We start from the raw sequence: 14651 nt of genomic DNA on the forward strand, positions 1-14651 counted from the left end.
ATATTCTATAATGTTTGTAAATGAAGGTTGCGCCAAAGAACCTTGATGCCGCCACCATCATGTATTTGCAAAGCGATACGCCCTTGACCGGCTCCGATCTTTTCATCCCGGATGTTTACCATCTCCTCTCCGTTGAGCCAAGTCTGTACATTATCTCCTTGTACCCGGATACGCATCGTGTTCCACTCTCCTTGTTTTAGGATGTTCTCCTTCTCGTCCGGGATCTGTATCAACCATCCTCGTCCGTAGGATTCGTAGATACCGCCCGTGTCAAAGCCTTTGGGGGCGACTTCCACTTGCCAGCCGTTTACCTTTACATCTTTTTCTTCTACAAAGGAACGAATAAATACGCCAGAATTACCATCCGCTTCCTGTTTAAATTCCACGGTAAGGTCAAAATCGTCGTAATATTCCCGGGTGGCTAGATAGCCGTATTGTTTATCCGGGCCACTTTCGCATACTAATAAACCATCTTTTACATACCATAATTCTGTGCCGTATTTATCCCAGTTTGTAATGTCCTCGCCGTTGAATAAACGAGCCTCTCGTGTCTTGCGGGGAAGTTCCTTGATCTTGATATTACGGAACCATGCGGGATAACCGTGGTCTTGCAAACAAATCAAGCCTTTATGCGCTAATCCGTATTCAGGAGCGTTCGCCCATTTACCGCTGTTCTTACGGGAGAACCAATCATCAGACCATGCATCGAACTCTACGGTTTTGTGCCCGTTCATAAAGTAGGTGACATGTCCGTTGTCAAAAATAATCTTAGAGTTGTTCCATTCGCCGGCCGGATGTACTTTTATCGTGTTGAAGTCCGGTAAATACATCGCGTAATCCACTCCGCAACGTTGCCAATCTTCCAATGGCTCCGCGAAATTGATATCATCAATCAATTGATACTCGGGACCGGTAACGTAGGGAACCGGGAATTGAGGACGTTCTACCACATGATATAATAAACCGCTATTTCCTCCTTTCGAGATTTTCCAGTCCCACGAAAGCTCAAAATTCTCATAAGCCTTGTCGGTGACGATGTATCCGCTGGCATCGCTACCTTGCCCGTCCGCTTGGATGGTTCCGTTTACAACTTCCCAAGGTCCGGTCAAGGCGGTTCCGTTATAATCCCGCCAGCCATCCAAGGTTTCCCCATCGAATAGAAGTTCCCAGCCTTCCGCTTTCTCTTGTTCGGTCAATGTGTTATGCTTCGTGTTATCACAGGAGATTAAACCGAAAGCGGCTACCATTGCGAACGATACGATTGTTATTTTCATGTACGTATAGCTTTATTGTTAATACAAATTTGTCGGTGTTTTATATATGAGACAACTCTGGGGCAAGGGATACGTAAGCTCTTTTCCCTTTTTTATTTATTTTAACGGAAGTGTATGGCAATCGGTCATTTATTAGTCGGCAAACGCAGTAGTACTGACTTTGCCAAGTAATATATACAAACATCGCCAACGCAGTATATCTGATTTGGATACACTAAATACATTATATGATGTAGCCAAATGTTGCTGTAATAGTTATGGTATCAACGACTGAAGCTTTTCTTTACAGAAAATACTACAATAAGCCAGTAATCGAATACTTTATTTAAAGTGTTGATAATCAGCATTGTGAAAATATCATGATGTTTATGCTGAAACACGTACGTGTTTTCGAAAAAAGTCGTACATGTTTAAAAAAATTCATGTACGTGTTTTTCTATAAAATGATAGGGATACAATTATACATGTTTAAAAGTTACAATAACTCTACTTTACAGAGCTTTGTCATAAAAGATATCGCCGACATTTATCGAGTGAGTAAGAAAAGGTTGAAATGTGATAGCAAAAGGCGTTGGGGTACCATGAAAATTTACTACCACCATTCTATATGTACACTGTAAGTCCGTATAATATATGGAATAGCGGTAGTAATTGTAACAAACGAGAGTAAAAACGCCCGTTGTTTTTGCTGGATTTATTTGATTTGCTTAAACGCTTTTCCGAGCATATCCGTGATGTCGCTGGCGATCATGCTCTCTTCCGAGCGGAAAGCGGCGGCGAGATCACCGGCTGTACCGTGCAAGAATACTCCGACTACAGCGGCAGTTTCCGGAGAATAGTCTTGCGCCAATAAGCTGAGGATGATGCCCGTCAGCACGTCTCCGCTACCGGCGGTTGCCATGCCCGGATTTCCGCAACTATTGAAATAAATGTTTCCTGCCGGAGAACAAATAGCGGTATAAGCACCTTTCAATACGATACAAATCTTATGTTCGGCGGCGAAAGATTGCGCTTTCATCAAACGGTCGTATGAGTTCGTGCTTTCACCCGCTATCCGATCGAACTCCTTCGGATGGGGAGTGAGGATGCTCCGTGGCGGGATCTTATTGAATAAGTCCTTGTTGGATGCCATTATATTAATAGCGTCCGCATCGATAACGACTGGTTTTGTGCTGGATTGCAGGATACGTTCGATCGCTGCTGCGGATTCTAAATGCTGTCCGAGTCCCGGTCCCATACCGACAGCGGAGTAACTACCTATCTCGGGAACCGTAGAGAAATAATCAGGATTTGCGTCTAGACTTAACATCGCTTCCGGGAAAGCGGTCTGGAAGATTGATTCGCCTCGGGTCGGGATATGCACGGTCAATAGTCCGGCTCCACTCCGTAAGCATGCCTTCGCGGATAATAGGGCGGCTCCCATTTTTCCTTTACTTCCGGCGATCAATAAAGCATGTCCGAACGTTCCCTTATGGGCGAAACGTTTGCGAGACTTTAACGAATAGGATATATCTTCTTCCGTAACCAATGAGTAAGGGGAAGCCGTCTCATAAATTGCGTCCGGATGGATTCCGATATCCAGTATTTTCCACTCGCCTACGTATTGTTCATTCTCCGGAAAAAGAAACGCCAGTTTCGGGAAGCCGAATGTCAAGGTTAAGCTGGCCTTGATGATCGCCTCCGAGTCATTCTTACGATTATCTTCCCCGAATAAGCCGGAAGGAATATCGATCGCTACGACTTCCGCCTCGGATTGGTTGATATAATTGACCATAGCGGCGAAACCTCCGGTGAGAGGACGGTTTAATCCCGAACCGAACAAGCCATCGATCACCACGTCTCGGTCGGTTAGCGTCGGCGGCTCAAAGTCACGGACCACTTCCGTAAATTCGATTCGTTCCATGTCGAGCAGACGCTGCTTGTTTTGCTCACACTCTACGGACAGATGCTCTGTCGGGTTGAATAAATACGTCTCTACCCGGTATGATTCCTCGTTCAAAAGGCGGGCGATGGCCAAAGCGTCGGCTCCGTTATTGCCTTGACCGGCGAAAATCACGATGCGGACCTGCTTGGAGTAGCGCCGGCAAAACTCATGGACGAACGTCGTAGCGGCACGCTCCACTAAGTCGATCGAACTAATTGGCTCGTGTTGAATCGTATATTGGTCGAGCTCCTTTACCTTGTCTGTAGCGAATATCTTAATCATAATTCTAGATGTCTGGGGTTTTATTCTGCTTACAAATGTATAACAAACTTTGGTATGTTGCTACACTTTTTTGTGCATCGCCGAAAAAGTTGTACATTTGTCCCCTCGAAAACCGAAAGATTTATGGACAGAATTCGTCTAAAAGACAAAGAATTTGAACTGTTTATTCCGGAGTCGGATATTCAGGCGGCTATCGCTAAAATGGCCGTTCAGATTAAAGCGGATGTGGAAGGGAAAAATCCTCTATTCGTGGGTGTGCTAAACGGGGCTTTTATGTTTGTCGCCGAGCTGATGCGTGAGCTGGATGTTCCGTATGAGCTGACATTCGCTCGTTATTCCTCGTATCAAGGAACTTCCAGTACGGGCATATTGAATGAGATCATGCCGGTGCAGGCTGATATTCGCGGACGTATGGTGATCTTATTGGAGGATATTATCGATACGGGCTTTACGATGAGCTACGTGATGGAGAAGCTTCGGAGCGAGGGTGCCGCCGATGTAAGATTGGCAACGATGCTTTTCAAGCCGGAATCCTTGAAATGCGAGTTGACTCCGGATTATGTAGGCTTACAGATACCCGCTGATTTTATCGTGGGACATGGTTTGGATTATGATGAGTTGGGCCGCTCATATAAGGATATCTACAAGGTTGTGGAATAAAATAGTATACATTATATATAATAAAGGAACAATAGTATGTTGAACGTGGTTATTTTTGGTGCTCCCGGTTCAGGTAAGGGAACACAAAGTGAGTTGATTATTAAAGAATACGGTTTGGATCATATCTCTACTGGCGATGTATTGCGTGGCGAGATGAAGGCTGAGACAGAACTGGGCAAGATCGCTAAGGATTATATCGAGAAGGGACAATTGGTTCCGGACGAGTTGATCGTTGATATGTTGGCGAATGTATTGGATAGCAAGAAGCCGGCTAAGGGCGTAATCTTCGATGGTTTCCCTCGTACGATCCCTCAAGCGAAAGCCTTGAAGAAGATGTTGAACGAGCGTGGAACAGACGTTTCCGTTATGTTGAACCTTCAAGTAGAGGAAGAGGAGTTGATCAAGCGTTTATTGGAGCGCGGTAAAGTATCCGGACGTTCTGACGATAACTTGGAGACGATCAAATCCAGACTGGATGTTTACCATACTCAAACAGCTCCTTTGGCAGACTACTATGTAGGTGAAGGCAAGCACGTAGCCATCAAAGGGATGGGAACAATCGAGGAAATCTTCGGTCGTATCAAAGAGGCGGTTAATAACGTAAAATAATTGAAATAAACCAATATGGCTGAATCGAACTTTGTAGATTATGTCAAGATCTATTGCCGCTCAGGAAAGGGTGGAAGAGGGTCTTCTCACTTCCGTCGTGAGAAATACATTCCGAAAGGAGGTCCCGACGGGGGCGATGGAGGGAGAGGAGGTCATGTGTATCTCCGTGGTAACCGGAATTACTGGACGCTCCTTCACTTGAAATATGAGCGTCATATCATGGCCACCAATGGTGAGAGTGGTAGCGCGAAGCGTAGCTCGGGTAAAGACGGGGAGGATCGAGTAATCGAGGTTCCTTGCGGTACGGTTGTTTACGATGCTGAGACCGGAGAGTTTATTTGCGACGTTACGGAAGACGGTCAGCAAGTGATGTTGCTGAAAGGCGGTCGTGGCGGTCTGGGGAATTTTAACTTCAAGACGGCTACCAATCAAGCGCCCCGTTATTCGCAACCGGGTGAGCCGGCATTGGAACGTACGGTGATTCTTCAGTTGAAATTGCTGGCCGATGTCGGTTTGGTAGGCTTCCCGAATGCGGGTAAATCTACCTTGCTTTCTGTCGTATCCGCCGCTAAACCGAAGATCGCTAATTATCCTTTTACTACGTTGGAGCCTAATTTAGGCATCGTGAGTTATCGCGATAACCGTTCGTTCGTAATGGCCGATATACCGGGTATTATCGAAGGAGCAAGCGAGGGAAAAGGTTTGGGACTTCGTTTCTTACGTCATATCGAACGTAATTCATTGTTATTGTTCATGGTTCCCGCTGAGGCAGACGATATCAAGAAAGAATACGAGATATTGCATAATGAGTTAGTGAAGTATAATCCGGAATTGCTGGATAAACGCCGTGTACTGGCGATCACCAAGAGCGATATGCTGGATGAGGAATTGATCGAGGCTTTGTCGCAAGACTTGCCGGAGGGAATTCCGTATGTCTTTATATCTTCTATCACGGGACTGGGTATTGTCGAGTTGAAAGACCTTTTATGGAAAGAGCTGAATAAGGAGAATTTCCATGAGGCAGAGCGAATTGTCCATAAGAATATAGATGTAAGCACGTTGGAATTTGAGGACGACGACGAATACATCTTCCCCGTGGACGAGGACGAGGATGACCCGGATGAGGAATACGAGGAATACTGGGACGATGATGAAGATGAAGATACAAGAAAATAAGCAAATAGAGGTGTCGCGGTTCTCCGGGTTAAGCGGATACCGCGACATTTCTCATTTTACGACAACACGTCATGGCGGCGTGAGTACGGGAACGTACGCTTCGATGAATCCGGGCGTTTATACCGAGGATGATCCGGGCTTCATCCGGAAGAACTTGGAACTTCTTTCGAATGCGGTCGGGATTTCCCTAGAGAATATGGTTATACCTCATCAGACCCATGAGGATCGAGTATTGGCGATCGACGCGTCTTTCCTTTCGCTGAATGATAAAGAGCGAAAGCTACGTTTGGAAGGCGTGGACGCTTTGGTGACGAATGTTCCGGATGTATGTGTAGCCGTATCTACGGCGGATTGTGTCCCTGTCTTGTTATATGCGCCGGATCGTAAAGTGGTAGCTGCCGTCCATGCGGGTTGGCGGGGTACGGTTTTACACATAGCTCGTAAGGCGGCAAGCTTGATGATCGAGGCATACGATTGCGATCCTACTCAATTGGTTGCCGGAATAGGTCCCTCTATCAGTCAAGCGGCATTTGAGGTGGGAGAGGAAGTCGTAAAAGCTTTTCAAATGGAGGGCTTCCCAATGGAGCGGATTCTTCGACGTAATGCGGAGACTCAAAAAGCGCATATCGATCTATGGGAAACCAACCGTTTACAATTGTTAGAGGCAGGATTGCTCTCCGGGCATATAGAGATCGCTGGCATCTGTACTTATATTCGGTATGAGGATTATTTCTCCGCTCGTCGCCTCGGTGTCAAAAGCGGCCGGATCCTTACCGGGATATGTTTGAAAAAATCTTAGTTATATTGGCTCAAACTTATAATAGACATGATTTCAATCACTCTTTCATCTGAGATATCGGAGGCTTGCCCCGATCTTCACGTGTTGGCTATCGCCTGCCAAGTAAAGAACACGGAGCCCGATGAACGACTTTGGGAAGAAATAACCCGTGTTGAGGAGGACATCCGTTCTACCTGTAAGATAGAGGATATTAATAAGTGGACTCCTATTTTCGCTACCCGTCAGGCTTATAAACGTCTGGGGAAAGACCCGAACCGGTATCGCCCTTCCGCCGAGGCGTTAAGACGACGGATACTTCGCGGGCTTCCTTTATATAAGATAGATACCTTGGTGGATATCGTCAATCTGGTTTCTATCCGTAGCGGTTATTCTATCGGAGGATTTGACGCAGATAAGATTGTAGGCGGATTGGAACTAGGTGTCGGAAAAGAGGGGGAAATTTATCACGGTATCGGACGTGGTGAATTGAATATCGCCGGTCTTCCAGTCTACAGGGATGGAGTAGCGGGTGTCGGAACGCCTACCAGCGATGAGGAACGTACCAAGATTGAAATGTCGACCACTTCATTGTTAATGATTCTGAATGGTTATTCCGGTAAGGAGGGCTTATTGGAAGCGGGTGGTTACTCGGTTGACTTATTAAAAAGATATGTCTCAGCGGTAAACGTGGAAGCGGAACTGATATGCCGAGAAAACAGAGGAAAAATAACGTTATAACCGTGTTAATATTGTTTACAAAGCGAAAAATGTCCATCTTTTATGCTAAAAAACATCTATAATCTTTTGTTTTAATCATTTAATCTATAAATTTGTCCCCAGTAATCAAATGTTATCATAAAATGATTGAATTAATTGGTACAAACGCCGGCCTTGTATGGAACGTTTTAAATGAAGGCGGTAAAATGAGTTTTAAGGCAGTGAAGAAAGCCACGAAGATTAAAGCGGAAAAAGATATGTACGCCGCTTTTGGTTGGTTGGCGAAAGAAGGTAAATTAGCTTTCGAGGAGATTGAAGGTGAAATGTATGTTTCTTTAGTGTAAACAAGAGGAACGTTTACAAGAATTAGGGAGGGCTGTTCGATTTTTTTGGACGGCCTTTTTATTTGTCCATACGTTTTCTGTCAAAATAATTAAGTCTACAGTTGGTTAATTCAATTCAAAAACTTACTTTTGTGTAGAATTTGGTGTGAAATGACCGAAGATCATAAGAGATTGTTAGCTGTATTTGAGGTTAGAGTTCGTGATTTGATGGCGTTATGCGATCAGCAGAAACGTAGAATTGACGAACTTACAGCTGCTTTGAGCCTTAAAGACGAGGAGTTGCGGCAGGCGAAGGATATGATTGAAGGATTGAATGCCAAATGTGATAACATGCTGACGGCGCGAATTGTTTCCACGAACGAGGAAGAGATGAAGAACGCCCGGATGCGGTTATCAAAATTAGTGCGGGAAGTAGACAAGTGCATCGCACTTTTAAATGAATAGAAGCGATGGACGAAGAATTTCTTATAAATATAGTGATAGCCGGAAAGAAATATCCGCTTACGATCAAACGTCATGAGGAAGAGTTGGCACGTGCCGCCGCTGATCAAATCAACAGCAAGATTCTTCAATACAGGCAGCATTTCGCGGTCGAGGTGGATACGAAAGATTTGTTAGCCATGGTGGCTTTTCAACTCTCGATGCATAATCTGGAGTTGGAAAAACGGAATGATACAAATCCTTTTACGGATAAGATACAGGAGCTTACAACCGAGTTGGAAGGATATCTGAAGAAATAACATACATATTGTAAGAAGAGAGTTTCCGCACTGCTTTGCACGGTGAGACCGTGTGATGGTAGTGCTTTTTTTGTATATAAATAAATGAATCTTAAATTATTAGTTAAATGGTTGGAATGTATATAATCATACCGATAGTAACCTTCATCATTGGTGGGTTGCTTGCGTGGCTGGGCATGCGTTTCCTTCTGAAGTCGAAGTACGACTCCGTGCTTCAAGAGGCGGAGAAGGAGGCCGAGGTGATAAAGAAGAACAAGATGCTGGAAGTAAAGGAGAAGTTTCTTCATTTGAAAGCGGACTTGGAAAAACAGGTATCACAGCGTAACGCTAAGATCCAGTCTGTCGAGACTAAATTGAAACAAAGAGAACTGACGATGAATCAACGTCAGGAAGAGTTACAGCGTAGGAATAACGAGGTAGAGGCTGTAAAGGAGAATTTATCTTCTCAGTTGGAGTTGGTGGAGAAGAAGAAGCAAGATTTGGATAAACTTCATCAGAAGGCAGTGGAGCATTTGGAGGCTATCTCCGGGTTGTCCGCCGAGGAAGCCAAAGAGCGTTTGATCGAGTCCTTAAAGGATGAGGCAAAGACGCAAGCCGCTTCTTACATCAACGAGATCGTCGAGGAGGCGAAGATGACCGCTAATAAGGAGGCGAAGAAGATCGTGATCCAGTCTATCCAACGGGTAGCGACGGAGACGGCTATCGAGAACTCTATTACCGTGTTCCATATTGAATCGGACGAGATCAAAGGCCGTATCATCGGTCGTGAGGGACGTAATATCCGTGCTTTGGAGGCCGCTACCGGTATTGAGATCGTGGTGGATGATACGCCTGAGGCTATCGTTCTTTCTGGATTCGACCCGGTTCGTCGTGAGATCGCTCGTTTGGCTTTGCATCAATTGGTGCAGGACGGACGTATCCATCCGGCTCGTATCGAGGAGGTGGTAACGAAGGTGAAGAAGCAAGTGGAAGACGAGGTCGTAGAGACTGGTAAGCGTACCGTGATCGATTTGGGTGTGCACGGTTTGCATCCGGAATTGATCCGTATGATCGGTAAGATGAAGTATCGTTCTTCTTATGGACAAAACTTGTTGCAACATGCTCGTGAGACGGCCAACCTTTGTGCCGTGATGGCTTCCGAGTTGGGCTTGAACCCGAAGAAAGCGAAACGTGCCGGATTGTTACATGATATTGGTAAAGTGCCCGATGATGAGCCGGAATTGCCGCACGCTATCTTGGGTATGAAGCTTTGCGAGAAATATAAGGAGAAACCGGATATTTGCAACGCCGTAGGCGCTCACCACGATGAGGTGGAGATGCAGACGCTGTTGGCTCCGATCGTACAGGTTTGCGACGCTATTTCAGGTGCTCGTCCGGGAGCACGTCGTGAGATCGTAGAGGCTTATATCAAGCGTTTGAATGATTTGGAACAATTGGCTTTATCGTATCCGGGTGTCGTCAAGACTTACGCTATCCAAGCGGGTAGAGAGTTGCGCGTCATCGTTGGCGCTGATAAGATTGACGATAAGGACACCGAGAACTTGTCCGCTGAGATCGCTAAGAAGATTCAGGATGAGATGACTTATCCGGGACAGGTTAAGATCACGGTGATCCGTGAGACTCGTGCGGTAAGCTACGCTAAGTAAGAATATTATTAATATAAATAAAAAAGGCCGGCTTGTGTAAGTCGGCCTTTTTTATATCTGTCGTTATCGATTTCCCAGATCGTCGTATAAAGTTTGTAATAGGACTTTTCCTTTCTCCAAGCGGGTCTCGTTTCCGCTTTCAGGTTCTTCTACTAAAATCTTGTTCCCTTCATTGTCGTATACGGAAACACCGGATTCGTCTATAAAGCCAAATCCATTATTGAATGTATAAAAGGCGTAATGCGGGACGCAAGGATTCAATATATCTTTGCTGAATGAGAACTCATCTGTGGGGAGACCCATCTGATTTAATAAGGTGGCTGCCAAATCGGTCTGGTTTGCGTACGTATCGATCACTTTAGGTTCAGCGATCGCTCCACCTAGCCATAGCATAGGTATGTGGAAACGCAAAGGTCCGTACTCCTGCATGTTTTCAGGGTAACGGTATCCGTGGTCGGAGACAAAGATGACTACCGTATTTTTCCATGCCGGCAGTTCCTTGAACGTATCAATGAAATTGCCGATACAGCTGTCCGTAAATGCGACGGAGTTTAGATAGGGATGCTCCAAATGGTGAAACGGGACCTCGAAAGGCTCATGGCTACTTAATGTTAGGAATGTACTTAACCAAGGTTTGCCGTCGACTGGTCTTTGCTTGATATCCTCGTAAAGATGCGAGAACGTGATATCGTCGTTTGCTCCCCATTTACTCAGACGGCTACTCAAGGGAAAATCACGGTCTGCCGTTATCTTGCTGTAGCCGGAACTATAGAAATAACTTTGCATATTCGTGAAATTGATATCACCTCCATAGAGCATATCTGCCGTATATCCTTCTTTGTTAAGACTCTTTGCGATAGATGGAAGGGTCTGGCTTTTCACCGGATACTTCATGATGGAGGTGGTGGGTTGGGCTAAATAGCCGTTCAATACGGAGACTAAGCCTCGATCGGTACGGAACGAGTTGGCATATAGGTTCGTGAATAATACACCCTCTTTGCTCAGCCGATTCAAGTTCGGCGTAATTCCCGGCTCACCGCCAACAGCCTCGATAGCATTTGCCGTGAAACTCTCCATGATGATAATGAGAATATTGGGACGAGTCGTTGTCAATAGCTTGACAGGCTCTGTAGGTATGGAATCTCCCGGGCATAAGGAGTCTTGGGCTTGAATGAGCGTATCGAATAAGGCTTTCCGCTTTTCCTCCGGGTAGAAATCGAATTGCGAGGCAAAATCCTGTTGCTTACTCAATGAGGCTATCAGACTGAAACACGGGTTGATCGCCGAATGATTCAAGAACTGGTTCTGGCTGAAATAAACCATGCCGACATTTGCCGTAGACGTAGTTACGCCTCCCCGGATTGGAATAAACAATATTCCCCCTGCTAAGAGGATGGCGAAAGTACTTCCCAATTGTTCCAATCCCGTAGGTGGAAAGCTAGGCTTTACTGGCGCGAACCGGAGGATGAAGGTGAACCAAGCATAGATACCTAGCGCATATGCCACGAATACCAATAATTGGATAAAGAACATTCCCAACGGAACACTCGCCATCGCATCGGCGGGCGATTGGAGGTAGAAGAATAAAGTAGCGTCCAACCTGAATCCCCAAAAGCTGTATAAAGCCACATCTACGGAGAAGATTGCCGATACCAGAATTCCCATGATCAAGAAGTACCCTTTCAATACCTTCTTCAACCAAGCGTCCGGAAGCCAAACTGATACTAGAGTCAATAGGAGAGGGATGGCGGTAAGGTATCCCGCTATCGTGCAATCCAGCTTCAGCCCATGAAGCATAACCTGTAGGAAGTCCGTGAAGGTACAAGTCTCGGACAACGCATGCTGATAAAACATAAATACCGGTTTTTGAATAACAAAAACCGGTAGCCATGCGATAAAAACGATTAGTATGAATAATAATCTTTTTTTCATTTCGAATATAACTTTTCCCGTAACTCCGCGATAGCCGGATCTGTGATGTAATCATCGTAATCCATCATCTTATCGATGATACCGTTAGGAGTCAGCTCGATGATACGGTTCGATACAGTCTGTATGAACTCGTGGTCATGACTGGAGAACAGGATATTTCCCTTGAATGTCTTCAACGTATTATTGAAGGCTTGGATGGATTCCAAGTCCAAGTGGTTGGTCGGAGTATCCAAGATCAAGCAGTTGGCGTCGGTGAGCATCATACGTGAGATCATACAACGCATCTTCTCACCTCCGGAAAGTACGCTTACCTTTTTCATAAGCTCCTCGCCCGAGAACAACATACGTCCGAGGAAGCCTTTCAAGAATACCTCGTTAGTATCCGGCGAGAACTGGCATAACCAATCGAGCAGGTTGATATCTGTATTGAAATATTTGGAGTTATCGAGAGGAAGATAAGAGGTCGTGATCGTCTGTCCCCACTGATACGTACCGGCATCCGCTTTCTCCTCACCGTTGATGATCTGGAACAAGGCGGTCATGGCACGAGGGTCGTGACTGATAAATACGATCTTGTCATCCTTCTCCACGAAGAAGTTCAAGTCCTTGAACAATACCTGTCCGTCGAAACTCTTCGACAATCCTTTCACTTCAAGGATCTGGTTGCCCGGTTCGCGGTTAGGCGTGAACAAGATTCCCGGATAGCGGCGTGAGGACGGTTTGATCTCCTCGATATTCAGCTTCTCCAACATCTTCTTGCGACTGGTGGTCTGCTTGGACTTCGCTACGTTGGCGCTGAAACGGCGGATAAATTCTTCCAACTCTTTCTTCTTTTCCTCGGCTTTCTTATTCTGGTTCTGCTGTTGACGAAGCGCTAACTGGCTAGACTCGTACCAGAAGCTATAGTTTCCGGCGAATAATTGTAATTTACCGAAGTCGATATCCACGGTATGCGTACAAACGGAGTCGAGGAAGTGACGGTCGTGGCTAACAACCAATACGGTATGCTCGAAATTAGAGAGATAATTCTCCAACCAAGAAACCGTCTCAAGGTCCAAGTCGTTCGTCGGCTCATCCAATAATAGGTTATCGGGCTGTCCGAACAAGGCACGGGCCAATAAGACACGTACTTTCTGCTTACCGCTCAAGTCCTTCATATACATATAATGCAAATCCTCCTTGATGCCTAGTCCGCTCAATAGGTTGGCGGCGTCGCTCTCCGCGTTCCAGCCTTCCATCTCGGCGAATTTCTCTTCCAGTTCCGATACGCGGATACCGTCGGCGTCGCTGAAATCAGGTTTCTCGTAAAGGGCGTTTTTCTCGCTCATCACCTCCCATAAGGTCGTATGTCCCATCAATACGGTATCCATAACCGTATATTCATCGAATGCGAAGTGATCTTGGCTCAATACGGAAAGGCGTTCGCCCGGTCCTAGGTTAACGCTACCTCTGGTAGGGTCTAATTGCTTGCTGATTACACGGAGAAACGTAGATTTTCCGGCCCCGTTAGCACCGATAATACCGTAGCAATTGCCCGGTGTAAACTTCATGTTCACATCCTGAAAAAGGATGCGTTTTCCAAACTGTACGTCCAGATTGTTAACTGTTATCATATTTCGTATACCTATTAAATTGCGATTGAGGATGCAAAGGTACGAAAAATATTGTTTATCTTATCATTGGATGTCATACATCCCGCTCGTTCTCTCCCTTTTTTAGGCTAATTATCTTTTGGGCGTTGAGCGGTGAGATAACGCTTTTCCCGGTTTTGGCTTCCAGCTCTAATCGGGCGTTACGAGCCACCTCGCCTCCTTGTTGGGCGACATTTATGTGCTCGCTAAAGGTGTCTGGTTCCGATGCTTCTGATATTTCCTTGGTAGATAACTGGCCAGCATGTTTAATACAAGCTCTTTGTTTGTCATATTATCTCGAAGATTCTCTTTTCTTAATCCTTTGAATCGTTTATATTCCTTGGAGGTCATGTCGGACCATGACTTATAGATTATGTCGGTTAATGTAGCGAAATGGAGGCCTTCTTCCAGTCCTCTCTTCTTCCATTCGTCTGTTAGATCTTTCCGTATCTCGATGGATTTCAATCGTTGGTTGATCCAATTATCCGAATAGCCCAATCGTTTATAATCGGCCATGGCTTGCTCGATAGACAATTCCGGGTCTTGCATTTGATCCAAACGTTCCTTCGCTACTTGGGCGATCCATAACTTAAAAGGTTCTGCTTTTGGAGATGGTACTGATTGGATAAGGCGGAAGAGTTGCTCGGTATTGGCTACGTCGGTTAAATATTTCTTGCCATCAGCGGCCTGCATTTTCAGTTGACTACAATTTGTAGTCAACTCGCTACCTTCTTTTTTCAATCTGTTTTTTAATACACTCCAGTATTTTCGAGGGTTGGGGCTATCTGTTAAAATAGATATAACATCAACGATCGAGAAATACCATTCCTCTTGTTCGTCATCCCATATGGCGCGAACTTTTCTTTCTTCGAATAAGCGGATAGATTCTTTTTGTGTCATTTGTAGTTGCTTTGAGTAGTTATAGACAAAGGTAAATG

Annotated in this window: 13 protein-coding genes and 1 pseudogene; 9 read left to right on the forward strand and 5 right to left on the reverse strand. The window is 45.4% G+C overall.

Translation table 11 applies throughout. The features are described 5' to 3' along the window. Window positions 1–5: 5 nt before the first annotated feature. Together CI959_RS13330 and CI959_RS13340 are read right to left on the reverse strand one after the other, a co-directional pair. Window positions 6–1274, reverse strand: a complete 1269-nt coding sequence (locus tag CI959_RS13330; RefSeq protein ID WP_005854797.1) for a DUF1080 domain-containing protein — start codon at window positions 1272–1274, stop codon at window positions 6–8. Window positions 1275–1968: 694 nt separating this feature from the next. Further along, window positions 1969–3480, reverse strand: coding sequence for a bifunctional ADP-dependent NAD(P)H-hydrate dehydratase/NAD(P)H-hydrate epimerase (locus CI959_RS13340; protein WP_005854801.1), 1512 nt, complete (start codon window positions 3478–3480; stop codon window positions 1969–1971). A gap of 123 nt (window positions 3481–3603) precedes the next feature. On the opposite strand from CI959_RS13340, the gene hpt reads away from it, so the two are divergent. From hpt to rny, 9 genes are all read left to right on the forward strand, one after another. Further along, window positions 3604–4140 (forward strand): hypoxanthine phosphoribosyltransferase, encoded by a 537-nt coding sequence (gene hpt, locus CI959_RS13345; RefSeq protein WP_010183721.1) that lies wholly within the window; start codon window positions 3604–3606, stop codon window positions 4138–4140. Window positions 4141–4176: 36 nt separating this feature from the next. Then, a complete protein-coding gene (locus tag CI959_RS13350; RefSeq protein WP_005854805.1) occupies window positions 4177–4749 on the forward strand; it encodes an adenylate kinase in 573 nt (190 codons plus the stop codon). A gap of 15 nt (window positions 4750–4764) precedes the next feature. Continuing rightward, a complete protein-coding gene (gene obgE, locus CI959_RS13355; protein WP_005854807.1) occupies window positions 4765–5925 on the forward strand; it encodes a GTPase ObgE in 1161 nt (386 codons plus the stop codon). Further along, the gene (pgeF, locus tag CI959_RS13360) at window positions 5897–6724 is read left to right on the forward strand and encodes a peptidoglycan editing factor PgeF (RefSeq protein WP_005854809.1); all 828 of its coding nucleotides are present in this window, start codon (window positions 5897–5899) and stop codon (window positions 6722–6724) included. The genes obgE and pgeF overlap by 29 nt, the downstream gene beginning before the upstream one ends. 27 nt (window positions 6725–6751) lie before the next feature. Then, window positions 6752–7441 carry a B3/4 domain-containing protein gene (locus tag CI959_RS13365; RefSeq protein WP_005854811.1) on the forward strand — a complete coding sequence of 230 codons (690 nt, stop codon included), beginning with the start codon at window positions 6752–6754 and terminating at the stop codon, window positions 7439–7441. A 122-nt stretch (window positions 7442–7563) separates the two neighbouring features. After that, window positions 7564–7764, forward strand: a complete 201-nt coding sequence (locus tag CI959_RS13370; RefSeq protein ID WP_005854813.1) for a winged helix-turn-helix domain-containing protein — start codon at window positions 7564–7566, stop codon at window positions 7762–7764. A 150-nt stretch (window positions 7765–7914) separates the two neighbouring features. Next, entirely contained in the window at window positions 7915–8208 is a 294-nt protein-coding gene (locus tag CI959_RS13375; RefSeq protein ID WP_005864886.1) for a hypothetical protein, read from the forward strand. A 5-nt stretch (window positions 8209–8213) separates the two neighbouring features. Next, a complete protein-coding gene (locus CI959_RS13380) occupies window positions 8214–8504 on the forward strand; it encodes a cell division protein ZapA (protein WP_005864888.1) in 291 nt (96 codons plus the stop codon). A 107-nt stretch (window positions 8505–8611) separates the two neighbouring features. Then, entirely contained in the window at window positions 8612–10150 is a 1539-nt protein-coding gene (rny, locus tag CI959_RS13385; protein ID WP_057317177.1) for a ribonuclease Y, read from the forward strand. A gap of 63 nt (window positions 10151–10213) precedes the next feature. Here the strand turns inward: rny and CI959_RS13390 are convergent, their stop codons facing one another. The 3 genes and pseudogenes from CI959_RS13390 to CI959_RS13400 all read right to left on the reverse strand — a co-directional run bounded on the left by CI959_RS13390 (window position 10214) and on the right by CI959_RS13400 (window position 14613). Then, on the reverse strand, window positions 10214–12082 hold the full coding sequence (locus tag CI959_RS13390; protein ID WP_095231463.1) for an LTA synthase family protein: 1869 nt from the start codon (window positions 12080–12082) through the stop codon (window positions 10214–10216). After that, entirely contained in the window at window positions 12079–13695 is a 1617-nt protein-coding gene (locus CI959_RS13395) for an ABC-F family ATP-binding cassette domain-containing protein (RefSeq protein WP_095231464.1), read from the reverse strand. Before CI959_RS13395 ends, CI959_RS13390 begins: the two co-directional genes overlap by 4 nt. A gap of 73 nt (window positions 13696–13768) precedes the next feature. Further along, window positions 13769–14613 (reverse strand): annotated as a pseudogene (locus CI959_RS13400) (Bro-N domain-containing protein). Window positions 14614–14651: the final 38 nt, after the last annotated feature.

This window comes from Parabacteroides sp. AT13, assembly GCF_002272965.1.
Lineage (GTDB): Bacteria > Bacteroidota > Bacteroidia > Bacteroidales > Tannerellaceae > Parabacteroides > Parabacteroides distasonis.